24 protein-coding genes are annotated in these 23,701 nt (G+C 71.7%); 10 read left to right on the forward strand and 14 right to left on the reverse strand.

Features of this window, described 5'->3' with window-relative positions:
* Positions 1–24: 24 nt before the first annotated feature.
* The 3 genes from ACT54X_RS03360 to ACT54X_RS03370 are packed head-to-tail and all read right to left on the reverse strand — an operon-like array spanning position 25 to position 2,421.
* A complete protein-coding gene (locus tag ACT54X_RS03360) occupies positions 25–1,305 on the reverse strand; it encodes a TRAP transporter large permease (protein ID WP_354318785.1) in 1,281 nt (426 codons plus the stop codon).
* Between the two features lie 28 nt (positions 1,306–1,333).
* Entirely contained in the window at positions 1,334–1,861 is a 528-nt protein-coding gene (locus ACT54X_RS03365) for a TRAP transporter small permease (protein ID WP_476344995.1), read from the reverse strand.
* On the reverse strand, positions 1,858–2,421 hold the full coding sequence (locus ACT54X_RS03370) for a gluconokinase (RefSeq protein WP_476344997.1): 564 nt from the start codon (positions 2,419–2,421) through the stop codon (positions 1,858–1,860). The genes ACT54X_RS03365 and ACT54X_RS03370 overlap by 4 nt, the downstream gene beginning before the upstream one ends.
* Positions 2,422–2,608: 187 nt before the next feature.
* On the opposite strand from ACT54X_RS03370, the gene gntR reads away from it, so the two are divergent.
* Together gntR and ACT54X_RS03380 are read left to right on the forward strand one after the other, a co-directional pair.
* On the forward strand, positions 2,609–3,634 hold the full coding sequence (gntR, locus tag ACT54X_RS03375; RefSeq protein ID WP_476344999.1) for an HTH-type transcriptional regulator GntR: 1,026 nt from the start codon (positions 2,609–2,611) through the stop codon (positions 3,632–3,634).
* Positions 3,635–3,762: 128 nt separating this feature from the next.
* Positions 3,763–4,170: a hypothetical protein gene (locus ACT54X_RS03380; RefSeq protein ID WP_476345001.1), complete on the forward strand. Its 408-nt coding sequence runs from the start codon at positions 3,763–3,765 to the stop codon at positions 4,168–4,170.
* Positions 4,171–4,261: 91 nt separating this feature from the next.
* On the opposite strand, the gene ACT54X_RS03385 is transcribed toward ACT54X_RS03380, so the two are convergent.
* Complete coding sequence (locus tag ACT54X_RS03385; RefSeq protein ID WP_476345003.1) at positions 4,262–4,813, reverse strand: OmpA family protein; 552 nt, start codon at positions 4,811–4,813, stop codon at positions 4,262–4,264.
* A 139-nt stretch (positions 4,814–4,952) separates the two neighbouring features.
* Here ACT54X_RS03385 and ACT54X_RS03390 point away from each other — a divergent pair, with 139 nt between their 5' ends.
* Positions 4,953–5,624, forward strand: a complete 672-nt coding sequence (locus ACT54X_RS03390) for a gamma-glutamylcyclotransferase (RefSeq protein ID WP_476345005.1) — start codon at positions 4,953–4,955, stop codon at positions 5,622–5,624.
* Positions 5,621–6,178 (forward strand): superoxide dismutase family protein, encoded by a 558-nt coding sequence (locus ACT54X_RS03395; RefSeq protein ID WP_294369756.1) that lies wholly within the window; start codon positions 5,621–5,623, stop codon positions 6,176–6,178. The genes ACT54X_RS03390 and ACT54X_RS03395 overlap by 4 nt, the downstream gene beginning before the upstream one ends.
* Before the next feature lie 7 nt (positions 6,179–6,185).
* On the opposite strand, the gene ACT54X_RS03400 is transcribed toward ACT54X_RS03395, so the two are convergent.
* Positions 6,186–7,478, reverse strand: a complete 1,293-nt coding sequence (locus ACT54X_RS03400) for an amino acid deaminase (protein ID WP_476345007.1) — start codon at positions 7,476–7,478, stop codon at positions 6,186–6,188.
* Positions 7,479–7,680: 202 nt separating this feature from the next.
* On the opposite strand from ACT54X_RS03400, the gene ACT54X_RS03405 reads away from it, so the two are divergent.
* On the forward strand, positions 7,681–8,574 hold the full coding sequence (locus ACT54X_RS03405) for a 2-dehydro-3-deoxygalactonokinase (RefSeq protein WP_354318792.1): 894 nt from the start codon (positions 7,681–7,683) through the stop codon (positions 8,572–8,574).
* 165 nt (positions 8,575–8,739) lie between these two features.
* Positions 8,740–9,384: a 2-dehydro-3-deoxy-6-phosphogalactonate aldolase gene (locus tag ACT54X_RS03410; RefSeq protein ID WP_476345009.1), complete on the forward strand. Its 645-nt coding sequence runs from the start codon at positions 8,740–8,742 to the stop codon at positions 9,382–9,384.
* Here ACT54X_RS03410 and ACT54X_RS03415 read toward each other — a convergent pair whose 3' ends face one another.
* The gene (locus tag ACT54X_RS03415; RefSeq protein WP_476345011.1) at positions 9,385–9,948 is read right to left on the reverse strand and encodes a nucleotidyltransferase family protein; all 564 of its coding nucleotides are present in this window, start codon (positions 9,946–9,948) and stop codon (positions 9,385–9,387) included.
* Positions 9,945–10,856, reverse strand: a complete 912-nt coding sequence (locus tag ACT54X_RS03420; protein ID WP_476345013.1) for a bestrophin family protein — start codon at positions 10,854–10,856, stop codon at positions 9,945–9,947. The genes ACT54X_RS03415 and ACT54X_RS03420 overlap by 4 nt, the downstream gene beginning before the upstream one ends.
* A 60-nt stretch (positions 10,857–10,916) precedes the next feature.
* Here ACT54X_RS03420 and pdxH point away from each other — a divergent pair, with 60 nt between their 5' ends.
* The gene (gene pdxH / locus ACT54X_RS03425; protein WP_476345015.1) at positions 10,917–11,564 is read left to right on the forward strand and encodes a pyridoxamine 5'-phosphate oxidase; all 648 of its coding nucleotides are present in this window, start codon (positions 10,917–10,919) and stop codon (positions 11,562–11,564) included.
* Here the strand turns inward: pdxH and ACT54X_RS03430 are convergent.
* Entirely contained in the window at positions 11,542–12,435 is an 894-nt protein-coding gene (locus ACT54X_RS03430) for a DMT family transporter (RefSeq protein ID WP_476345017.1), read from the reverse strand. The genes pdxH and ACT54X_RS03430 overlap by 23 nt on opposite strands.
* A gap of 176 nt (positions 12,436–12,611) precedes the next feature.
* Between ACT54X_RS03430 and gcvA the strand changes: the two genes are divergently transcribed.
* Entirely contained in the window at positions 12,612–13,532 is a 921-nt protein-coding gene (gene gcvA / locus ACT54X_RS03435) for a transcriptional regulator GcvA (protein WP_294369771.1), read from the forward strand.
* A 1-nt stretch (position 13,533) separates the two neighbouring features.
* On the opposite strand, the gene ACT54X_RS03440 is transcribed toward gcvA, so the two are convergent.
* Together ACT54X_RS03440 and ACT54X_RS03445 are read right to left on the reverse strand one after the other, a co-directional pair.
* A complete protein-coding gene (locus ACT54X_RS03440) occupies positions 13,534–14,886 on the reverse strand; it encodes a sensor histidine kinase (protein ID WP_476345019.1) in 1,353 nt (450 codons plus the stop codon).
* Positions 14,883–15,545, reverse strand: coding sequence for a response regulator (locus ACT54X_RS03445; protein WP_294369774.1), 663 nt, complete (start codon positions 15,543–15,545; stop codon positions 14,883–14,885). The genes ACT54X_RS03440 and ACT54X_RS03445 overlap by 4 nt, the downstream gene beginning before the upstream one ends.
* Positions 15,546–15,636: 91 nt before the next feature.
* Between ACT54X_RS03445 and ACT54X_RS03450 the strand changes: the two genes are divergently transcribed.
* Both ACT54X_RS03450 and ACT54X_RS03455 read left to right on the forward strand, forming a co-directional pair.
* Positions 15,637–17,685 carry a S9 family peptidase gene (locus ACT54X_RS03450; RefSeq protein WP_476345021.1) on the forward strand — a complete coding sequence of 683 codons (2,049 nt, stop codon included), beginning with the start codon at positions 15,637–15,639 and terminating at the stop codon, positions 17,683–17,685.
* Between the two features lie 25 nt (positions 17,686–17,710).
* The gene (locus tag ACT54X_RS03455) at positions 17,711–18,271 is read left to right on the forward strand and encodes a hypothetical protein (RefSeq protein ID WP_476345023.1); all 561 of its coding nucleotides are present in this window, start codon (positions 17,711–17,713) and stop codon (positions 18,269–18,271) included.
* A gap of 49 nt (positions 18,272–18,320) precedes the next feature.
* On the opposite strand, the gene ACT54X_RS03460 is transcribed toward ACT54X_RS03455, so the two are convergent.
* The 4 genes from ACT54X_RS03460 to ACT54X_RS03475 all read right to left on the reverse strand — a co-directional run bounded on the left by ACT54X_RS03460 (position 18,321) and on the right by ACT54X_RS03475 (position 23,553).
* Positions 18,321–18,830 carry a DUF4019 domain-containing protein gene (locus ACT54X_RS03460; protein WP_476345025.1) on the reverse strand — a complete coding sequence of 170 codons (510 nt, stop codon included), beginning with the start codon at positions 18,828–18,830 and terminating at the stop codon, positions 18,321–18,323.
* 17 nt (positions 18,831–18,847) lie between these two features.
* Positions 18,848–21,406, reverse strand: coding sequence for a YadA-like family protein (locus tag ACT54X_RS03465; RefSeq protein WP_476345027.1), 2,559 nt, complete (start codon positions 21,404–21,406; stop codon positions 18,848–18,850).
* 564 nt (positions 21,407–21,970) lie between these two features.
* Entirely contained in the window at positions 21,971–23,206 is a 1,236-nt protein-coding gene (locus ACT54X_RS03470) for an OmpA family protein (RefSeq protein WP_476345029.1), read from the reverse strand.
* Positions 23,203–23,553 carry a hypothetical protein gene (locus ACT54X_RS03475; RefSeq protein ID WP_354318804.1) on the reverse strand — a complete coding sequence of 117 codons (351 nt, stop codon included), beginning with the start codon at positions 23,551–23,553 and terminating at the stop codon, positions 23,203–23,205. Before ACT54X_RS03475 ends, ACT54X_RS03470 begins: the two co-directional genes overlap by 4 nt.
* Between the last annotated feature and the right edge of the window lie 148 nt (positions 23,554–23,701).

The raw sequence follows: 23,701 nt of genomic DNA on the forward strand, positions 1-23,701 counted from the left end.
CGGGTGAGCGGTGGGCGGCGCGGATCAGTGCATCCACGCCAGCGGCGCCGTGATGAGCTTCGGAAAGATCACCATCAGCACCAGCAGCAGCACGTACATCAGCAGGAAGGGCGTGGTGCCGCGGATGACGGTCTCCATCCGCAGCCGGCCCACGCCGGCCACCACGTTCTGCACCGTGCCCACCGGCGGGGTGATCAGGCCGATGCAGCCCACGTAGATGAACATGAAGCCGAAGTACACCGGGTCGATGCCGGCCTTGACGGCCAGCGGCGCGCAGACCGGGCCGAAGATCAGGATGGTGGGCGTCAGGTCCATCGCCGTGCCCACCGCCAGCAGGAAGACCATCATCAGCGCCATGAAGACCACCGGGTTGCCCATGACGCCGGCGAAGCTGTCGGCCAGCATGTTGGGCAGGTCGGCCAGCGTGATCATGTAGGCCGTGACGGTGGCCGCGCCGCACAGGAACATCACCACGGCGGTGGTCTTGCCCGCGGCGAGGAACACGTCGTACAGGCGCGCCAGCGTCAGCTCGCGGTAGATGAAGGTCGACACCAGCAGCGCATAGACCGCCGCCACGACGGCCGCTTCGGTGGGCGTGAAGATGCCGCCCTTCAGGCCGCCGAGGATGATGACCGGCATCATCATGGCCCAGAAGCTGTGGCCCAGCGCCTTCACGCGCGCACCCCACGGCACGCGCGGCAGTGCCGCCAGCTGGTGCTTGCGCGCGATGAAGGCCCAGGCCGCGATCAGGAAGATGCCCATCAGCAGACCCGGCACCACGCCCGACAGGAAGAGCTTGCTGATCGAAGTGTTGGTCGTCACCCCGTAGATCACGAAGGGCATCGACGGCGGGATGATGGGCGCGATGATGCCGCCCGAGGCCAGCAGGCCCGCGCTGTAGCTGGACGGGTACTGCTGCTCGCGCATCATCGGCAGCAGGATGGTGGCCAGCGCCGCGGTGTCGGCGATGGCCGAGCCGCTCATCGAAGCCAGCAGCACCGCCGCGCCGATGGCCACGAAGCCCAGGCCACCGCGGATATGGCCGACGAAGGCGCGGGCCAGGTCGATGATGCGGCGCGAGAGGCCGCCCGCGTTCATCAGCTCGCCCGCCAGGATGAAGAAGGGCACCGCCAGCAGCGGGAAGTTGTCGAAGCCGGCCTGCAGGTTCTGCGCCAGCAGCTGCGAGTCGAAGAAGTCCAGGTGCCACATCAGCGCCACGCCGGTGAGCACCAGCGCCTGCGCAATGGGCATGCCGATGGCCATGCCGCCGATGAGCACGGCCAGGAAGATGAAGGTGACGATCATGTTCTGCTCGGAAGGTGGGGCCGGGGCGTCATTCGAGGATGGCTTCGTCGTCCGCGCCTTCCAGCGGCTTGCCGCGGCGCAGTTCGACGACCAGGGCCACCAGCAGGCCCAGGCCGAGCACCAGCGTGGCCGCCGCCCCCAGCGCCAGCGGATAGCCCAGCACCGTGCTGTAGCTGTTCATGCCCGCCTTGACCTGCTCCCAGGAGCCGATCACCAGCAGCACCAGGCACAGCCCGATCAGCAGGCGACTCACCCAGAACAGCAGCCGCGCGGGCACCCCCGAGAGCCGCGAAGTCAGCATGTCGAAACCCAGGTGCTTGGCCTCGAAGGCCGCCACGATGGCGCCCACCGCCACCAGCCACACGAAGAGCAGGCGCGAGATCTCCTCGTACGACACGATGCTGGTCGAGAAGACGTAGCGCAGCACCACGTTGACGAACACCGCCACGACCATGCCGGCCAGGGCCAGCACCATGAAATGCTCGGCCAGGCGCTTGAGCAGGGGCGCGCGGGCGGAGCGCGAAGGCGAGGGGGAAGAAGAGGAAGAGGTCGTCATGCGATGTCTCCAGCGTGTCGGTTGGCGGCCTGCGGCGCGGCGGGCCAGGCCCAGGCGGCGATCTCGGCCACGAGCTCGGCCAACGGCCGCGTGGCGTCGAGCGTGAGCACGCCGGCCTCGCCCGTGGGCGACTCCAGCGTTGCGAACTGGTTGGCCACCAGCGCAGGCGAGAAGAAATGGCCGGGCCGGGACTTCACCCGCTCCAGCGCCTGGTCGAAATCGAGCGACAGGAAGGCGAAGCCCAGGCGCGGATTGGCAGCGCGCAGCCGGTCGCGGTACTTGCGCCGCAGGGCCGAGCAGGTGAGCACCACACCGCCGGTGGCGGCCTCCGGCGTGAGCAGCGCGGCCAGGCGATCCAGCCAACCCGCGCGGTCGGCATCGTCCAGGGGAATGCCGGTGCTCATCTTGGCGATGCTCTCGGGCGCGTGGTACGCATCGCCCTCGCAAAGCGGCCAGCCCAGCGCGTCCGCGCAGCCCTGGCCCACGCTCGATTTGCCGCAGCCGGAGACGCCCATCACCACGATGGCCGACGGCTGAAACGATGAGATAGCGCTATCCATTCGAATCCAAAAAAAGCTGCGCAGCATCAAACCACGCAGCCGACGAAAGAGGGAGAACAAACTCCCCCCCCCATGAAGAGCCGGTCGATCAGCCCGGGGGAGTGCACCGCACAAACCCTGCTGGTCGAACCGACTGGATAGCGCTATCTTATTGAACAATGATTTCTCGCCCGCCTAGGACAAACCCTTGACCGACGCCATCCGCCGCTCCCGCCGCTCCAGCGGCCGCCTCACCCTCGAAGACGTCGCCCGCGCCGCCGGCGTGAGTCCGATCACCGTCTCCCGGGCGCTGCGGGGCGAGCGCAGCGTGGATCCGGTGCTGGTCGAGCGCGTGCGCGAGGCAGCCGCCCGCCTGGGCTACGTGCCCGACCCCGCCGCCCGCGCCCTGGCCTCGCAGCGCAGCACGCATGTGGCGGTGCTCATCCCGCTGCTCACCAACACCCTGTTCGTCGATCTGCTGGAGGCCGTGCAGCGCACGCTGCGCGCCCAGGGCTTCCAGACGCTGATCGGCGTGACCCACTACGACCCGCGAGAGGAAGAGCAACTGCTGCGCGAGCAGCTGATGCACCGGCCGGCCGGCCTGATCGTCACCGGCTTCGAGCGCAGCGAGGAGACCCGCGCCCTGATCCAGGCCAGCCGCGTGCCCTGCGTGCATGTGATGGAGACCAGCCGCGCCCCGGGCGTGCACTGCGTGGGCTTCTCGCAGCAGGACGCCGGCCAGGCGCTGACGGAACACCTGCTGGCGCGCGGCGCCCGCCGCATCGGGTACGCCGCCGCCCAGCTCGACGCCCGCGTCATGCAGCGCGCCGAGGGCTACCGCCGCGCCCTGCAGGCCGCCGGCTGCTACGACCCGGCGCTCGAATTCCTACGGCCCGAGCCCTCCTCCTTCGCCCTGGGCGCACAGATGTTCGGCCGCATCGTGGCCGAGGCGAAGCCCGACGCCATCTTCTTCTGCAACGACGACCTGGCCCAGGGCGCCCTGATGGCCGCGCCGCGGCTGGGCATTTCGGTGCCGCGCGACGTGGCCGTGGCCGGCTTCAACGACCTGCCCGGCAGCGATCAGCTGCTGCCCAGCCTGACGAGCGTGCGCACGCCCCGGCGCGAGATCGGACAGGCAGCGGCCGGCATGCTCCTGCAGCTGATGCGCGGGGCGCCGGTCGAACAGAGCTGCATCGAGCTGGCGTGGGAGGTGGTGGGGCGGGAAAGCGCCTGACCACGGCGCGCCGCGCGCGTCGGGCGTCAAGGCCCGTGCCTTGGAGCCAAGTCCGCGCCGCCGGGGAACATTCGACCGTCCCGGCACCTCATCCTTCTCTCTCTTTCAACATCGACGACACCAACACCATGGCCGCCGGCACCCTCTTCACCGTTCTTGCCAACATCCCCTGGGGCCAGGTCGTCGAGAACGCACCCAAGGTCGCGGAGGGCGCGGCGAAGCTGTGGGGCTCTGTCACCCGCCGGCGCCAGAGCGCCGAGCAGGCGGCAGCCACCGAGGCCGAGGCGCCACCGGCCCGGCCGCTGACCGAGGCCGAGCAGCTTCGCCAGCAGGTCCAGCGCCTGGAAGACACCGTCCGGGACATCGAGGCCCAGATGCAGGCCTCGACCGAACTCATCAAGTCCCTGGCCGAGCAGAACACCCAGCTCATCGCCCGCATCGAGATGAACCGCATGCGGCTGCGGCGCCTGAAATGGCTGGTCGCCGGCCTGGCCGCGGGGCTGGGTGCCACGGTCATCCACCTGATGGTGCGCTGATCGTGGGGCGTGGGCATTCGGGGTGCCCGTGTGCCGCGCCCATGAAAAAGCCCGGCGGTGCCGGGCTCGTCATGATGGGAAGAATGCCGCGTCAGTCGACCAGCTTGACCTCGACGCGACGCGCCCCCGCGTCGTCGCCCTGACCGGCGGCTGCGACGGCCGGCTTCTCCAGCGTGACCTTGTCCTCGGCCACGCCCAGCCCCACCAGCACGTCGCGCACGGTGATGGCGCGCTGCTTGGCCAGCTCTTCGTTCTTGGCCGGGTCGCCCGTGGTGTCGTGGTAGCCCGAGATGACCGCCTTGCGGCCGTTCTGCACGCCCTGCAGCACCAGGGCCAGCGCCTCGGCGGCGCCCGGGGCGATGTCGGCGCTGCCGGTGGCGAAGTAGAACTTCACCACGCCGCCTTCCACGCGCACGCTGGCACCTTCGGGCACCACGGCCACCACCGTCTCGGTGATGACAGCCACGCCCGTGGCGGGGGCCGCCGGTGCGGTGCTGGCGGTGCCGGCTGCATCGGCATCACGGCCGGGCATGCCGTAGTGGTAGACCGCGGCGCCGATCGTCGTGGCGACGATCAGGGCGATGAGCACGAACACCAGGCCAAGGGCAAAGCGTTGCTGGGAGTCGTCGTCGGGGGTGGACATGAGGCTGCGTCTCTCGGGATGTTGAAGGGTGGCCATGGAGGATGCCTTGGCAATAATGGGCCGCGTGAAGCCCGTTTCAGAAGCCGAAATTCTAGGTGCCACGCCCCTGCCGCCTCTTGTCGGCGCGCATCCTCCGCCCGTGCGCGACCCCGGCCCGTTGCTCGAACGCACGATCGCCGAGTGGGGCGGCCACGACGACCTGTGGCTCTTCGGCTATGGCTCGCTGATCTGGAACCCCGGCTTCGACCACAGCGAGGCCCGGCCCGCCCAGGTGCGCGGCTGGCACCGGGCCCTGAAGATGTGGAGCCGCGTCAACCGCGGCAGCATCGACAAGCCCGGCCTGGTCTTCGGCCTGCTCAGCGGCGGCAGTTGCCACGGCATGGTGTTCCGCATTCCGCAGACCATCGCCCTGGAGACGCTGGGCCGCCTCTGGCTGCGCGAGATGCCCACCGGCGTCTACGACCCGCGCTGGCTGCACTGCCGCACCGCGCAAGGGCCCGTGCGGGCCTTGGCCTTCACGCTGTCACGCAAGTCGCCCAACTTCACCGGCACGCTCAGCGAAGAGCGCTACCGGGAGATCTTCGCCACCGCCGTGGGCCGCTACGGCAGCTCGCTCGACTATGCGCGACAGACGCTCGAAGCCCTGCAGCGCCATGGCATCCGCGACTCTGCGCTGGCCCGTCTGTTGCGTCTGGCGACCCATTCACCGGCAGAAATGGCGACCTCCGCCGACAGCCAGGCACTCGCCGCATCGTTACACCTGAGCCCGTCCGATTCCCCTTCCTCACCCTCCAAAGGAACAACGCCATGACCCTCCGCTCCGCCCTGCCCTCTGCCCGCGTGCTGGCCGCCTGCACCCTCGCCGGCTCCAGCCTGCTGCTCGCCGCCTGCGCCGGCATGGGCATGGGCGCCTCGCGCGCCACGGCCACCCTGGCACCGACCGGCGCCGTGACGCCCAACCCGACCATGGGCCAGGTCACGCTCACCGCCCTGGACCACGGCGTGCGCGTGGCCGGCGAGGTGCGCGGACTGGCACCCGGCTCGGAGCACGGCTTCCACATCCACGAGAAGGGCTCGTGCGCCGACAACGGCAATGCCTCGGGTGGCCACTTCAACCCGGCCGGCGGCACGCACGGCAAGTTCGGCGCGCCCGGCAGCCATGCCGGCGAGCTGCCCAGCCTGGTGGCCGATTCCAACGGCGTGGCCCGCTTCAGCGTGGACATCCACGCCATCTCGCTGACCGACGGTGCCGCCAACAACGTGGTCGGCCGCGCCATCGTCGTCCACAAGGACCGCGACGACTACACGACGCAGCCGGCCGGCAATTCCGGCCCGCGCATCGCCTGCGGCGTGATCACCCGCTGAGGCGGCCTCAGAACGCGGTGGTGATGGCGTCGACGACGTTGTAGGCCTCGTCCACCACCGGCATCCAGCGCCACTTGTCGAAGGTGGTGCAGGGATGCGAGATGCCGAGACCGACGCGCTCGCCCACCACCGGGGCGAGCGCGTCGTCGCTTTCGTCCCAGCGCAGGTAGGCGTGCTGGTCGTTGAGGGCGGTGATCTTCCAGCTGGCCGGTACGCCCGTGGGTGCCTGCGCACCGCGGACGGCCCGCGCGAAGGGAATGGGCATCGTGATGTCGAAGGAGACATCGCGCCGCCCGGCGGTGAGGATCGCGAGTCGCGGCTCGGGGCACGATTGAACCGCGGCCCAGACCTCCATGGCGGGGCGCAGCCCGTCCTCCGCGCAATCGCAGCCGATGCGCGCATTCACCTGGCCCACCATGCGGGTGTAGAAGCCGTGGTCGTGCGTCACGTAGCAGCCCGAGCGCAGCAAACCGCGCACCGGCCGCCCGAGTGCCGGCCGCAGGCGGCCCGCCACCAGGTCGAAGACGGCCGAGCCGCCGGCCGAGCACAGCACCTCGTCCGTGTCGAACAGGTACTCGTCGGCGCACAGGCGGGCGACGGCCTGCACGCGGTCCATCAGGGCCGTGGCCAGCGCGGTGTCGGCGGCCGAGTCGCCCGTGGCCCACAGGCCTTCGTAGCACTCGATGCCCACCAGCCGTACCGCCGGGCTGGCGCCCAGCGCGCGGGCCAGGGCGATGGCCTCTTCCTGCGTGCGGCAGCCGGTGCGGCCGCCGTCCAGGCCGATCTCCAGCATCACCTCGAAGGGCCGGGCGCCGGCATGCGCCGCAGTCCATGCCTCGATCAGCGCCAGCTGCGCGGTCGAGTCGACGAGGAAAACGACGCGCAGGCCCTCGTCCGCGGCCAGCATCTGCTGGATGCCGGCCAGATCCTCGTCCTGCATCACCTGGTTGGCGATGAGGCAGCGGCGCACGCCGGCCGCCACGCCGACGGCCAGTTGCGCGACGTTGGCGAAGGTGATGCCCCAGGCGCCGGCATCGATCTGCCGCGCGAACAGCTGCGGCGACATGGTGGTCTTGCCATGCGGCGCCAGGTCGATGCCCTGGCTGCGCACATAGCGCTGCATCCAGGCCAGGTTGTGCGCCAGCGCCTCGCGACGGATCACGGCCAGGGGCAGCGGCAGGTCGCCCGCCAGCACGTTCCAGCCGGCGGCGCCGATGGCGCTGCGGGCGCGCGGCGCCTGGGTGCGGGGATAGCCCTTGAAGGAGGCATCGAGAAGAGGATCGAGCAGTTCGGCAGTCATGATGGAAGAAGAGGCGCGCCCCGGACGCGGCGGCAGGAATGCCGGCGCGGGCCGGTGCGGCAGCCCTCCATTCTTGCCGGCCCCGCACGGCGCCGCCTGACCGGCCGCCGGGGCGCAGGGGCGCAGGGGCATGCGAGACTGCGCGGCCGTGGCGGCGCACTGCCCGCCACGCTTGGCCGTCCGTGGCGGAAAGGAAGGACCCATGAGCTTCGTCGCCCTCGACTGGGGCACCACCTCGCTGCGCGGCGCGCTGATCGCCGAGGACGGCCGTGTGCTGGAAGATCGCAGCGCCCCGCGCGGCATCCTGCACCTGAACGGCGCCAGCTTCGCCGAGGTGTTCGAGGCCTTCACCCTCGACTGGATGGCCGTGCCCGGCCGCCGCTGCCTGATCGCCGGCATGGCCGGCAGCCGCCAGGGCTGGGTGGAGGCGCCCTACTGCGCCTGCCCTTGCGGCGCCGGGGACATCGCGCAACAGGTCGTGCCGGTGGTGCCCGGCCGCATCGACATGGTGCCGGGCCTGGTGGACCACCAGTCCGGCGTGCCCGACGTGATGCGCGGCGAGGAGACGCAGATCCTGGGCGCCATGCGGCTCACCGGCCTGCGCGAGGGCCTCTTCGTGCTGCCGGGCACGCACAACAAGTGGGCCCGGGTGGCCGATGGCCGGGTGACGGGCTTCCGCACCTTCATGACGGGCGAGTTCTATGCGCTGCTGTCGCAGCAGTCGATCCTGGCGCGCACGCTGCAGGCCGACGCGCCCCTGGTGCGGCAGGCCTTCCTCGACGGCGTGGACCGCGCGCGCCGGGCTGACTCGCCAGGCCTGCTGCACCTGGCCTTCGGCATGCGGGCGCTGTCGCTCTTCGACCGCCTGAGCCCTGCGGCGGCGGCCAGCTACCTCTCGGGCCTGCTGATCGGCGACGAACTGCGGGCCCAGCCACTGCAACCCGGCGTGCCGGTGGTGCTGGTGGGCAGCCCGACGCTGACCGAACGCTATGCCCTGGCGCTGGACAGCGTGGGCGTGCCGGCCCGGCTGCTCGACGCCCAGGCCACCTGGGCCGGTGCGCATGCCTTGTGGCGCGCACGGCAGGCCGCTGGCTGACATGCGCCGCGAACGCACCGCACCACTTCCAATGCGGACCCGTGAACCTCTGCCCGTTCGGACTGAGCCCGTCGAAGCCTGGGCGCAAGCCCTTCGACAGGCTCAGGGCGAACGGGCTGGCTGACTGGCGTCGCGGGCTTTCTTTCCCTTCCGACCTCCATCTCCATGACCGACCTGCTCCCCGCCTTCCAGCGCGCGCTCGCGCAACTGCCGCTCGTCGCCATCCTGCGCGGCCTCACGCCAGCCGAGGCGCCGGCCATCGGCCAGGCCCTGGTCGCGTCCGGCTTCGGCCTGCTGGAGGTGCCGCTCAATTCGCCCGAGCCGCTGCAGAGCATCCGTCTGCTGCGCGAACAGTGCCCCGGTGCGCTGGTGGGCGCAGGCACGGTGCTGACGCCGCAGCAGGTGCGCGAGGTGCACGCGGCGGGCGGCCAGTTGATCGTGTCGCCCTGCTTCGATGCCGCGGTGGTGCGCGAGAGCGTCGCGCTGGGCATGGTCGCCCTGCCCGGCGTGCTCACGCCCACCGAGGCCTTCGGTGCACTGGCAGCGGGCGCCCATGCGCTCAAGCTCTTTCCGGCGGAGATGGCCTCGCCCGCCGCGGTGAAGGCGTTGAAGGCGGTGCTGCCGCGCGGCACGCCGCTGCTGCCGGTGGGCGGCATCACGCCCGAGAGCATGGCCGCCTGGCATGCCGCGGGGGCGGATGGCTTCGGCATCGGCTCGGCGCTCTACAAGCCGGGCAAGGCGACCGCGGCGGTGGGCGAGACGGCCCACGCCTTCGTGGCCGCGTGGCGCGCCTCCGCCGCCCAGACCTGATCAGCCGCCGCGCGAATGCAGGAGCGACTCGGCGCGCGCCAGGTCGTCCAGCGTGTCGATGTCGGTCACCACGCCGGCATCGTCCACCGCCAGTTCGCGCACCGCGCCCCCCGCCCGCAGGGCCTTGAGCACGGGCGCGGCGCCCTGCTCGCCCGCCAGCGCCATCAGGGTCGGCCCGCTGGCCGCGCCGAAACCGACCGGATGGCCGCGCTCGCCCTGGAACACCGGCTGCGCCGCGCCGCGGTCGTCCAGCGCCTCGGCCACCGCACGCAGCGTGGCCGGCAGCACCAGCGGCAGATCCGCCGGCAGCACCAGCCAGCCCGGCGCATCGGCCGTCGCGCGGACCGCCGCGGCAATGGAGTCGCCCATGCCCGGATGGCCGACGTCCTCCACATGCCACGGCAGGCCGCTCGCGCGCACCGACTCCAGGGTGCGGTCGATGACACGGCGGCCGGCCAGCAGCGCCTGCAGCTTGTGCACTGTGCCGCCCGAGGCACGGAAGCGCTCGCCACGGCCGGAGGCCAGCACCAGAACGACGGGCAGGCGGTCGGAGTTCAGGGTCATGTGAGGACGTAGTCGCGGGCTTGGGGCGGTGGTGGCCAGTCGGCGTCGCCGATGGATTCGCGCACAGAGGTCTCGATGCTCCAGCAGATGGCGTCGAGCGCCAGGTCGTTGGGCGCCTCGCCGAAGGGCTCCTCGATCTCCGAGCCCAGCGCCTCCAGCGCGAAGAAGGTATAGGCGACCAGCACCACGATCACGGGCGTCATGGGCCCGATGGCGTCCACCAGCCCGAAGGGCAGCAGCAGGCAGTACAGGTAGATGGTGCGATGGATGATGACGCTGTAGGTGAAGGGGATCGGCGTGTTGGCCAGGCGCTCGCAGCCGCCGATGGCGGCGCCGATGCGGTCCAGCGGGCCTTCCAGCGCCGGCACGATGGCGGCCTCGGCGCGGCCCTGGGCGCGCAGGTCGCGCAGCCATTCGCCCGCCATCATCAGCAGCATCGCCGGCCGGTAGCGTGCCGCCATCACGCGCTGGGCCTCGGCGGCCGGCAGCAGGCGCACCAAATCGGCGGCAGGGTCGGTGCCGCGCAACTGGTGGCGCAGCGCATGCACCAGCGCGATGAGGCGCAGCGCCAGCACCCGCGCCTCGCCGCCGCCCTCGGCCAGGGTCAGCGCCTGGCGCACCGCCGCCCGGCAGTCGATGAGCAGCGCGCCCCACAGCATGCGCGCCTCCCACCAGCGGCCATAACTCGTGCTGTTGCGAAAGCCCAGGAAGATCGCCAGCGTCAGCCCGATCAGCGAGAAGGGCACGAAGTTCATCGGCACCTTCCAGCGCAGCACCTGGCCGTGCAGCAGCGTCACGACCACGGCCAGCGCCAGGGTCAGGGTCAGCTGCGGCAGGATCTGCGAAAGGATGGAGCCGCGCCAGACGAAGAGCAGGCGCAGCCAGTGCGGGCGGGGGCGGACGATCATGGGCGGCCGATGTTAGGCCTCGTCAAGGCGCGGCCTTCCACAGCACGGACAATGCCCGCCATGAGCGATCTGAAGACCTCCCTGGCCGACCTGCGCAAGAGCTACGAGCGGGCCGAACTCGACGAAACCCACAGCGCCGCCGACCCGCTGCTGCAGTTCGAGCGCTGGCTCGGCGAGGCCATCGCCGGCCAGGTACCCGAGCCCAATGCCATGACCGTCGCCACCGTGGGCAGCGACCTGCGGCCCTCCACCCGCATCGTGCTGATCAAGGGCTACGACGCGCGGGGCATCGTCTGGTTCACCAACTACAACAGCCGCAAGGGGCAGGAGCTGGCGGGCAACCCCTTTGCCGCGCTGCAGTTCCACTGGGTCGAGCTGGAGCGCGTGGTGCGCATCGAAGGCCGGGTGGAAAAGGTCAGCGACGCGGAAAGCGACGCGTACTTCGCCAGCCGCCCGCTGGACTCGCGCATCGGCGCCTGGGCCAGCCCGCAGAGCCAGCCCATCGAGGGCCGCGGCGTGCTGGTGGCGAATGCGGCCAGGTACAGCGCCAAGTTCCTGCTCAACCCGCCCCGCCCGCCGCATTGGGGCGGCTACCGGCTGGTGCCCGAGCGCTGGGAGTTCTGGCAGGGCCGCAAGAGCCGGCTGCACGACCGGCTCTGCTACCAGCAGGAAGGCCAGGGCTGGGTCAAGACGCGTCTGGCACCGTAGGGCCGACAGCACCACGCCCGACTCGGGCACGCCGGCTGCGCGCGCCGGTGAGGGCCAGCGCCGCCAGCAGGATGAGTGCCCCGCCGGCCGCGGCACCGGCCGACAGCCGCTCGCCCAGGAAGGCCACGCCCAGCCCCACGGTCACGACCGGCTCCAGCGTGGAGAGCACGGCCGCCTGCGTGGGCCCGACACGGCGCAGGCCGGCCACGAAGGCCACGATGGCCACCACCGTGCCGAAGAGGGCCAGCGCCAGCATCGCGCCCCAGCCGGTGGCCCCTTGCGGCCAGCGGATGCCCTGCCACATCGCCAGCCCCAGGTAGCAGGCGGCCGCCGTGCCCAGCACCACTGTCGAGGCGGCCAGGCTGTCCGCCGGCGGCTGGGCCCGGCTGCCGAGCAGGATGTAGGCCGAATAGCACAACGCCGAGGCCAGCGCCAGCAGCAGGCCGGTGGCCGTGCCCGCGATGGCGCCGCCCAGCACCAGGCACAGGCCTGCGGAAGCCAGGCCCAGGCACAGCGCCTCGGCCGCCCCGAAACGGTCCAGTCCCAGCGCCGCCGCGGCCAGCGCCACCAGGATCGGATAGACGTACAGCAGCAGCGCGACCGTCGCCGAGGACGCATGGTGCAGCGCGCTGAAATAGGTCCAGGCCATCAACGCATAGGCCAGCCCCATGAGCATCGCATTGGCCAGGGCGCGCCCGGCCGGAAAGCGCGCGCCACGCGCCCACGCCAGCCCTCCCAGCAACACCGCCGCCAGCGCGAAGCGCAGCATCAGCAGGCTGTGGGTGTCCATGCCCTGGGCATAGAGCACCTTGGCAAAGAGGGCCATGGCACCGAAGCCCAGGGCGGAAAGAAGAACGAGCAGTGCGCCCATGACGGTCCTGAAGTGTGGAAGGGTGCGGCGCTGCCGCACCTTGGAACGGCCGACGGCGGATGACTCAGCCAGAATGAGCCTTTGCCCCCGCGTTGCCACTGTAGGGCGGCCCGGAGGTTCACGGCAAACCAAAGCATTGGCGGCTGAGCCGCAACCGGATTGAGGCTATGACCCGCATGCTTCCTCCCCTTCCTGCCGTACGCGCCTTCGAGGCGGCGGCGCGCCACGGCAGCTTCGTGCGTGCCGGCGACGAGCTCTGCGTCTCGCCCGGTGCCGTCGGCCACCAGGTGCGCCTGCTGGAGGACTGGCTCGGACGCCCGCTCTTCGTGCGCCGGCCGCGGGCCGTCGAGCTGAACGAGGCGGGGCGCCGCTACCTGCAGGGCGTCGGCGTCGTGCTGGACGAGTTGGAGCGCGCCTCCGCCGCCCTGCGCCACGCGGCGGACGACCACGCGCTGACCGTCACCGCCCTGCCCTCCTTCGTCACGCGCTGGCTCATGCCGCGGCTGGGCGGCTTCCGGGCGCAGCATCCGCAGGTGGACCTGCGGGTGCTGGCGTCCATCCCGCCGGTGGACTTCGCCCGCGACCAGGTCGACCTGGCGTTGCGGCTGGGCCGCGGGCCCTATCCCGGGCTGGTGGCCGAGCCGCTGCTGCCCGAGACCTACATCGCCGTCGGCCATCCATCGCTGGCAGCCTCCCTGGCCGCGCCGGGGGATGTACTTGCCGCCACGCTGCTGCACGACGACCCCGAGCCCCGCATCCCCGAGCAGGTGGACTGGCCGCACTGGTGCGTCGCCCAGCAGTTGCGTGTTCCGGGGCGGCGTCTGCGCCAGGGGCTGCGCTTCTCGCACACCTACCTCACGCTGGAGGCCGCCGCGGCCGGCGAAGGCGCCGCGCTGGCCTCGGACGTGCTGGCCGCCGACGCCCTCGCCCAGGGCCGGCTGGCAGTGCTCCCGGGCCAGCCCGTGCCCGGCCCCTATGCCTACCACCTGGTGCACCCGCAGGATGTGCTGGACCGGCCCGCAGCGCGCGCCTTCTGCGACTGGTTGCGGCAGGAGGCCGCGCAGTTCCGCGAGGCGGCGGCGGCGCTGACGGCGTGAATCAGGGCAGGCGCAGATGAAAGCCCGCGCCTCGCCCTTCCAGCCCCGGGCCCAGGCGCACCTCGCCGCCCATCCGCGCGGCTGCCTGCCGCACGATGGCCAGCCCCAGCCCGGCACCGCGGGTGAGCGGATCCGCGCCACGGTGGAAGCGCTCGAACACCTGCGCAGCCGCCTCGGCCGCAATGCCCGGCCCATCGTCCTCCACCGACAGCCACAGCGGATGCGCTGAGCCGGCCAGCGTGACCACGATGCGCGTGCCCGGCGGCGTGTGGCCGATGGCGTTGGCCAGCAGGTTCTGCACGATGGACAGCAAGGCCCCGGGCTCAACGGCAACCGTCAGCCGGTCGGGTGCGACGAGGCTGAGGTCCATGTCGCGCGCCATGGCCGCAGGCGCCATGTCCGCCATCACCTGGCGCAACCACTGCGCCACGTCGATCACCGGTGGCGCGGCCGTAGGCGCATCGTCCAGCCGCGCGAGGTCCAGCAGTTGCTGCGTCAGGTGCGAGGCGCGGGCAATGGCCGACTCCAGTTGCTGTTGCGCCTCGCGCCGCTGGCCGGCATCGGCGGCGCCGACCAGCGCATGGGCCTGCGTCGCGATCACGGCCATGGGGGTGCGCAGCTCGTGGGCCGCGTCCTGGACGAAGGCCCGCTCGCGGTCGATGCGGGCCTTGAGCTGGGCCAGCAACCCGTCCAGCGCTTGGGCCAAGGGCTGCAACTCGGCGTGCCGCGCCTGGAAACCCAGCGGCGCCAGGTCGGCCGGCGATCGGCGCTTCAAGCGCTCCGTGAGTTGCCGCAACGGCCGCAGGCCCAGCGCCACGGCCAGCCAGGCAGGCACCAGCACCAGCGGCAGGGCGATCAGCAGATAAGGCAGCACGGCCCGCGTGTTGTTCGGCACGACGAGCGCCAACGTGCGCTCCGGCTCGGCGGCGTAGACACGCCAGCGGCCGGCATCGGCACGGTAGATCCAGTAGGGCACGCCATCCATGTCCATCGTGCGCACGCGACCGGGCGGCACGGCGAGCGCCCGGTCGCGCAGCAAAGGCGCGCTGAACAGCAGCCGCCCTTGCCCGTCCTCCAGCCGGAAGACCAGCGTGCCGGTCGGATTGCCGCCCAGACGCAGCCGGCCGTAGATGGTCTGCATGGCCCGCACCGTCGCCACCGCCTGGGCCTCGTCGTCGATGGCGGCCAGCGCCTCGCCCAGGCCGCCACCCAGGCGGCTCAGCGGCTGGCTCACCGCGATCGATTGCCGGAAGCTCAGCCACATGTAGGCCTGCAGCACCGCGAGCACCAGCACGAAGGACAGCAGCACCACGAGGAAGAGGCGCCGCGACAGCGACCGTCGCCAGATCGTCATGGCGTGACAAGCAGGTAGCCCACGCCGCGCACGGTGCGGATGCGGTCGGCGCCGATCTTGCGGCGCAGGTTGGAGACATGGACCTCGACGGTGGCGAAATCCAGCGCCTCGCCCAGCGGCTCCATGCGCTGGGCGAGCAGGCCCTTGGGCAGCACGGTACCGGGCTCGCGCGCCAGCTCCAGCAGCAGGCGGAACTCCCGCGGCGACAGCTCCAGCGCTTGGCCGTCCAGCCGGGCCGCGTGGCCGCGCGGCTCCAGCGTCAGGCCGCCACCCAGCGTCCAGTGCTCGCTGGCCTGCCGGGCCGAGCGGCGCAGCACGGCGCGGATGCGCGAGATCAGCTCAGCAGTGGCGAAGGGCTTGACCACGAAGTCGTCGGCTCCGGCGTCGAGGCCGGCGGTGCGGTCCTCCACCGCCGAGCGCGCGGTGATCACGATCACCGGCAGTTGCTGCCCGCTGCGCCGCCACCGCGTGAGCAGCGACTGGCCGTCGCCGTCGGGCAGGCTCAGGTCCAGCAGCACGCAGGCGAACTGGGCCGCGTCCAGCACCGCGGGCGCATCGGCGGCGCGGCGCAGCCATTCGCTGCTCAGGCCCTCGACCTTGAGCGCCGCCTGCAGGGCGCGGCCGAGGTCCAGGTCGTCTTCGATCAACAGGAGGTGCACGGCAGGGATTGTGGCGGGCGCTTTCTTTGGCGAAGCCAAAGGTGCGGCCGCCACAATGCCGCGGCCAGAGGGATCTCAGGAGGAGTGTTCGATGACGTCTCGTACCCTGCGCCGCCTTGTGGCGCTCGCCGCACTGGGCCTGCTGCTGACTGTGGCGGGCTGCGCCACCGCACCCAGCCACCCGGCCGTCCAGGCCGCCGCCCGCGAGGGCCGGCTGCCGCCGCTGGTGCCGATGCGGCGCTTCGTGGCCGACCTCGACTTTGCGGACGGCCACGTCGTCTCGCCGGACGGACGGCGGCTGCTATGGCGCCAAGTCGTGGGCACCGACATCGGCCTGGCCGTGCGTCCGGCTCTGCCCGAAGACGGCGCTGGCGCGCCGCGGCGCATCGCGACCGGCACACTCGCGCGCCCGGGTGCTTCCGGTGCCACCTATGCCTGGCTGCCCGACAGCCGCCATATCGCCTACCAGAAGGACTTCCGCGGCGACGAGAACACGCAGTTCTTCGTGGTGGACGCCGACAACCCCGAGGCCTCGCCCTGGCCCGTGACGCCCTGGCCGGGCGTGCGCTCCACCTTCGTGGCACGCGGGGCACCCGGCACTGCGCGCTTCTTCTTTGCGAGCAACCGGCGAGAGCGCAGCAGCATGGACCTGTACGAGGCGGATGCCGTCACGCGCACCATTCGGGAAGTGGCCCGTCGCGAGGCGGACGGCCGCGTGATCGGCTGGCTGATCGGCACCGACCACCAGCTTGCCGCGCGCTGGCGCCAGCTCGGCCCCGCGGACGGCGCGGACGTGGCGGTCGAGCTGCGCCAGCCCGACGGCGGCTGGCGCCGGCTGCGCACGGTGCCGGCCTTCTCCTTCTTCTCGATCCACCGCATCGACCCCGCCGCCGGCAGGCTCTGGGCCATGACCAACATGGGCCGCGACAAGGTGGCGCTGGTCGAGGTCGACCTGGCCACCGACCGCGAGACCGTGCTTGCCGAGCATGCCGAGGTCGACCTCGACGGTGCGTGGTTCCCGCCAGCGGCGGGCGGGCCGTATGCCGTCTCCCTCCTGCCCGGCCTGCCGCAAATGAACTACCTGGACGCTGGCATCGGCGCCGAAGTGGCCCGCGCCGCCGACGAGGCCCTGGCCCGGGACTGGATCGATGCGCCGCCCGTGATCACCCGGCCCACCAGCACGGCCCAGGACAACGAGCGCATGGTGCTGCGCGCCACCACGCAGACCGAGGCGGTGGAGATGCTGCTCGACCGCGCGACCGGCCGCCTCGAGCGGCTGACGCCGCCGCGCCGGCCCGAGCCCGGCCTGTTCTCGCCCATGACGCCGTTTGCCTTCACCGCCTCCGATGGCCTCAGGATCCATGGCTACGTCACGCGCCCGAGTGGCGTGCAGGGGCCGGCGCCGACCGTCGTCGCGATCCACGGCGGCCCGTGGGTCCGCGACACCTGGCAGCTGGCCGGCTACACCTTCGCCCAGATGCTGGCCAATCGCGGCTATGCGGTGGTCCAGGTCAACTACCGCGGCTCGGCCGGCTACGGCAAGGCGTTCATCGAGGCGGGCAACGGCGAATACAACGGCCGGATGCAGCAGGACATCGCCGAGGGCACGCAATGGGCCATCGACCAGGGCATCGCGGACCCGAAGCGGCTGGCCGTGCTGGGCGCCAGCTTCGGTGGCTTCTCGGTGCTGGCCCAGCTGATCCAGAAGCGGCAGGACTGGCGCTGCGGCGTCGACATGGTCGGTGTGGCCAACTGGCCGCGGGTGATCGAGAACTGGCCGCCCTTCTGGCGCAACCGCCACTACTTCGCGCGCACCTTCGGCGACGTCAACGACCCGACGCAGCGCGCACGCATGCTGGCCAACTCGCCCATCAGCCAGATCGACCGCATCGACGTGCCGCTGCTGGTGGTGCACGGCGACAACGACGTGCGCGTGCTGCGGCAGGATTCCGACGAGGTGGTCGCCGCGCTGCGGGCGCTGGGCCGGCCGGTGACGCACCGGCGCTTCGCCGACGAGGGCCATCAGGTGCGCCACTGGCGCAACCGCCTGGCCATGTGGCGTGCCACCGAGGACATGCTGGCCGGCTGCCTGGGCGGGCGCAGCGCAGGCTTCGACCTGTTCGAGCTGATGCCGCGATGAGTCCGCGGCTCGCACAATGGCTTCCATGGATCTGATGAACCGCTACCTGCCGCGCCATCACTTCGCACAGACGCACAGCCTTCACGTTCCCGCGGCACCGGCCCATGTGTTGGCCGTCGTGGGTCGCGCCGACGTGGTCGACGACCCGGTGGCACGCCGCCTGATCGCACTGCGGGAATGGCCGAACCGGCTGGCCGGCCGGATCGGCTTCGCCGCCGCGCTCCAGGGCCGGCCGGCCTTCGGCCTGTCCAACTTCACCGACCTGGGCCAGGACGGCGACCGCGAGAGGGCTTTCGGCGTCGCAGGTCGCTTCTGGCAATCCGACTATGGCCTCATCGACGTGCCCGATGCGCCGTCCTTCCTTGCCCTGGAAGCATCCGGCATCGCCAAGCTGGTGATGAACTTCTGCGCCGGGCCCGAGGGACGGGGTACGCGGCTGACGACCTGTACCCGTGTCTGGTGCAGCGACGAGGCCGCCCGACGCCGCTTTCTGCCCTACTGGTTGCTGATCCGGCCGGCGAGCGGGCTGATCCGGCAGCGCCTTCTGCGTCGTGCACGCGACGCAGTCCTGCGCGAAGCCACCTGACCCCGCCAGGGCGCCGCGGCCAGGCCGCGTGCGCCGACAAGCCGGAGCCTCAGTGCCGCGCCGCCGCCGGAGCGCCGTGGATCACGTAGCCCGTCACCTTCCACGCCCCATCGGGCTCCAGGCGGTAGGACACCAGCTCTTCGATGGCCGTGCCGGCCGAGTCCCTGGAGGTGAGCACCACGCTCAGGTAGCGCCCGCTCGGCGCGCCGGAGGACTTGTTCATGTCGATGACGGCCATGTTGACGAACTGCCGCTGGCCGATCTTGCGGTAGACCGCACGGCGGGCCTTGATGTCCCGCACGAAGCGATCCCGGGCGATCTGCTTCTTGATCGCGGGTGAGGCGTTGTCCCAGATGACCTCGACGCGGCCGGTGTCCACCAGCTGCGCGATGCGCAGGGAGCGCGCGACGATGGCCGCGCGGTCGACCTTCGGCTGCGGCGCCTGGGCCATCGCGGCCCCGGGCGCCAGGCACAACATCAGCAGGGCCAGCAGTCCGTACAGCAGGGTTTGCCAGGCGGTCGTCGGAAAAGAAGGATGGGGTCGGTCGCGCAGAACCATCGGCGTCGGCATCCCGCTCACTCGAAGGCCCCGGACAGGCCCACGCGGATGCCCACGCTGCCCTGCGTATCGGCCGACACGCCGCCATTGACGCTCCAGCGGCCGTCGCCCGAGGTGCTGCGCAGCGACATGCCGAAGGCCGACTGCCCGCCGTAGTAGCCCATGCCGGCGCCGTAGGTCACCTTGCCGGCCAGGTACGGCGCGGTCTCCATCGACATGGCCGCGGCGGTACCCGCAGACGCCTTGCGGGCCACCTGGTCGATGTTCTGCTTCAGCGACCCGGCGACGGCGTCGGTGTACGCATTGGCGCTGGCCACGCCGGCCTGCAGCTGGTTGAGGTTGACGGCGTCCGTCCCCTTGACGCCCGGCGCCACGTTGGAGATGACGGTGCCCTGCGGCGCCTGCCCGTTGCCGAGCACCACCGACGAATAGTCGGTGCTGCCGTCGGCGCGGGTGGCGTAGGCGACGCTGGACTGCTGCACCGAGCGCAGCTGGCGAACGTTGACGGCATCGGTGTCGGCGGTGCCGCCGGCCACGTTGGTGATCTGCCGCTCGGCGCCCGCGCTGCCCACCGACACCGCGCCCGCCGTCGAGGCGACGCGCACGCCGCTGAATGCCTCGCTCGCGCCGTTCATGCCGGCGCGGTCGGCCACTGCGCCCGCGCCCAGGGCCACGCCGCCGGTCGCGCTGGCCACCGCCGCGCCGCCGATGGCCACCGACTGGCCAGCCCCCGAGGTGGCGCCGGCGCCCAGGGCCACGCTGCTCGCGCCAGCCGACGCGGCATTCACGCCGATGGCGGTGGAAAGCAGGCCCGTCGCGCCGTCGTTGTTGTAGTTGCCACCGGGCGTGCCGCCATCGTTCACGCCCACGTAGTGCGTGCGGCTGGCCTCGGTCGCGGCGAGCCGGGCCACCAGGGCGCCGATCGCATCGTTGGTGGCATAGAGCTGGCTGCCGTTGACGGCATCGGTGCTGTCGGCGCTCAGGCGGCCGGCCGCGACGTTCTGGATCTGCCGCTCGCCGCCGACCTGGCCCACGCTGACGACGCCGGCCGCGGTGCCGCCCGCGAAGCTGTACTGCGTGCCATCGAGCACGGTCCCGGCCGTGGAGGTGGCGGCCCGGGTGGTGCTGCCATTGCCCAGCGCGACGCTGTTGGCCTCGGTCGCCTTGGCGCCGGCACCGAGGGCCGTCGACTGGTCGCCGGAGGCCTGCGCGCCGCTGCCCGCGGCCAGCGCGTCGGCGCCGGTGGCCGTGGGCGCCGCATATTGCGTGGCCGAGCCGCTGACCCAGCGCTCGGTGTTCACCCCCTGCACCGCGGCCTGCAGCTGGCCGAGGTTGACGGCATCGGTGGCCTTGACGCCGTTGCCCACGTTGGCGATGGCCGCGCCGCCGGCATCGATGCCGCTGGCGGTCACGCTCGGCCCGCCCACGATCACCAGGCCCTGCGGCCCGAGGTTGACCGCGCTGCCCATCTGCAGGCCGGTGGCGCTCAGCACGTTGGTGCCCACCGTCACGCTGTCGAAGTTCACGTCCCGGGCGGTGGAGACGCGCAGGCCGTTGGCCGTGCGCTCGACAGAGATGTTGGAGCCCTGGCTCACGTCCACCGTGTCACCGGCGGAGACCTTGCGGTCGTCGGCCGAATTGACGCTCAGCCGCCAGCCGGCGTCGGTGCTGGCCTTGACCGAGTCGATGGCCTGCTGCGCCGCATAGAGCTGGCTGCCGTTGACCGCGTCGGTGCTGGCGGCGCTGACGCTGCCCGGTGCCAGGTGGATCAGCTGGCGCTCGGCGCCCGCAGCGCCGATGCTCGCCACCCCGCTCGCGGTGCCGGCATAGGCATAGTTGACGCCGCCCACCGTGCCGCCGGCGACCTGGGCGGCGGCACGGTCCTGGCTGTTGCGCCCCAGCACCACGCTGCCGGCCTGAGTGGCCATGGCATTGCTGCCGATGGCCACGGCATAGGCCCCGGTGGCCTGCGCGCGATTGCCCGCGGCGATGGCGCCGTCGGCACCGGCATTGCTGTCGCTGCCCAGCGCGATGGCGCCGGCATTGCCCATCGCGGCGGCCCGGGTGCCGATGGCCAGGCCGGCCGCGCCCCCCACGTTGGCCGACTGCCCCAGGGCGATGCCACTGGCCGCGTTGGCCTGCGCCATGGAGCCCAGGGCCACGGACCCATCCGCCGTGGCGCGCGAACTCTCGCCCGCGGCCAGGCTGCGCGCGCCCGCAGCGACCGACTGGTCACCCAGGGCCGACGCGCGCACACCGGAGGCATTGGCATAGCCACCCACCGCCACCGTGCCGGCAGCAGCAAAGCTGTTGGAGCCCACGGCCACGGCCGAGGCGGAGGCGCCGCCGCCGTTGGCACGGGCGTTCTCGCCGAAGGCCAGGTCGCCCCGGCCATTGGGACCCGTGCTGGCGCCGGCCCCCACCGCCACCGAGGCCTCGCCCGCCGAGGTGGCCTGGGCACCGACGGCCACCGCGTTCAGCGGCACCGCCTGCGCCTGCGCGCCGATGGCGACGCTGCCGATCGCCGTGGCGACGGGGCCGTCGGCGCAGGCACCCGCCGACGTCGTCAGATTCACTGAAATTCCGGTGCTCGAACCGGAATTCTGGGCGCCCTGGCAATTGGCCGCGGTTGCCGCCGTAGCGCTGGCCGAGAAAAGGAAATAAAGGGCCGAAGCACCGGCGATCCGATGAAAAACCGGTCGACGCCACAAATGAAATGGAAGGGGCGCGGACAGGGGTTGTGGGACGCCTGCAAGCGGTTCCTGCGTTGTCATTTCAATGTGTCTCCGCAAAAGACTGCCTTTGCAAAATGGCCAGGACTCGCCTCATGCTAGCGAGCGCCCCGCTGGAGACGAACGTCCAGATGCCCCGTTTTTGTTAACTAACTTACACATGCGGACCATCGTCCGAGATCATTGCAAGTGTTGCAGGCGCCCGGGGCGGGCGAATTGGACGGATCCGATCAATTCACCCGGACAGACCCGCGCGCTTAAATCGCAATACGCGCCCGATTCAACCCCAACCAAATGGAGGATTGATTCCGAGCGCCGCGGGCGCTATTGCAGCCATTGCCGCCACGGGCTCTGCCGTGACTGAAAGAACGTGAACCCCCCGGGGCGCCCTGAGGAAATCCCGCAGCCTCAAGCGGAGGCGGCGCAATCCTCGACCTTGAATTCCACGCGCCGGTCCAGCGCGTCGCTGGCATCGTCGGCACCGGTGCCGACGATGTTCTCGCGGAAGCCCATGCCGGCCTCCTTGAGGCGCTTGGCAAGGCTGGGTGCCTCGGCGGCCAGGCGCATGCGCACCACGGTCGCGCGCTGCAGCGACAGCCGCTCGTTGACCGATTCCGAGCCGGTACGGCTGGTGTGGCCCGTCACGAGCAGGCAGTTGTTGCTCATCTGCGCCGCCTGGCGGGCGATCTGGCGCAGCCACATCGGATAGACGCCGCTGATGCGCGAATCGCTCAGGAACTCCGTGGAGCCGGGCCGGAAGAGGAACTTCACGCTCAGCTTGCTGGCCTCCAGGCCCAGCTTGGCCAACTGGCCGAAGCTGCGCTCGGCGTCCGCGGTGCGGCCCAGCTGCATCTGCGTGAGGTACAGGCCGTTGTAGACACGCAGCTGCTGGCCGTCGGGCCGCTGGGCGGCGGCCTCGTAGCGGGTCAGCGCCTCCTGCCAGCGGCCGGCCGCGTAGGCGTCGATGGCCTCCTGCAGCACGGCGGTGGTGGGCAGGCGCTGCAGGTACAGCGCATCCGCCTGCTGGCCGGCGGGCGTCTGGCTGGTGCGGATGTAGCCGTCGACGGCACGGTCGCGGGTGCTGACGGGGCTGTCGCGGTAGAAGGCGGTGGGCCGGGTGTCCAGCTTCTCGTCGGCGATGCGCGCCACGGTCTGCGCGACCACGGTGCCGCTCTTGAGCTCGGTCAGCGCGAGGGCCAGCTGCCAGCGGCCGGCCGAGGCATCGGCCTGGCGGGTCAGCGTGCCGCTGAGCACGTACTGCGCCTGCTCCACGGCTTGGCTGTCGACCTGGTTGACGGTGAACTGGCTGAAGCGCTCCTGCATGCGCTGCACGATGCGCTGCTGGGCGGCCTGCGTCACTTCGGTCTGCTGGCCGGTGGTGCCGTCGAGCAACGGGTCGATGACGATGCGGCTCTTCTGCAGCCGCGATTCGACGCGGGCCAGGAAGGCCGGCATCTTCTGCGTCTGCACCATCAGGTCGTCCACCGCCTGCTGCACGGCGCGGTCGAAGGGCATGACCTCGGTGGAAGGCGCAGCCTTGTTGGCACACGCGGCGAGCAGCGTGCCCGCAGCCGCGATCAGCAGCAGCGCCCACAGGCGCATCCAGGCACGGAGAACAACAGCGGCAACGGCAGACGGATTCAACATTCGCTCCTCAGGTAGGCCATGTCCTGCGCCGACAGCGGTTCTCCCACCGCGGCGCGCATGTTGATGTCGATGCACCGGCGCGAGGCCGGCGGGCGTGGTGGCGGCGGGGGCGCCGCCGCTTCGGTGGACACGGGCGCGGTGGCCGGCGCGGGCCGGCTGCGCGCGGCCGGACGGGGCGCGGGCGGCGCGGCCTCGGCAGGGGCAGGCGTCGGCGCCGTCCGCGGCAGGGCCAGGCAGGGCGTCGGGCACGGCGGCGGCGCATCGGCCGCGACCACGGGCACGGCAGGTGCCAGCCATCCGCCCACGCCCAGCATCCACGCCCCTGCGAGCGCCGTCCCGCGCATTCGCGCTCAACCCACGCGCACGCAGACGCCGGACGGCGCGGCAGGGCCCGCTGTCCGGCCGTCCAGGCGAGCCGTGTGGAACATCATCCCGAAGAATGTAGAGGAACTATGTCACGGCGAACGCTTGCCGAATGGCCGGTCCGCCGAA

The sequence above is a fragment of the Pseudacidovorax sp. DMC4 genome (assembly GCF_056314265.1).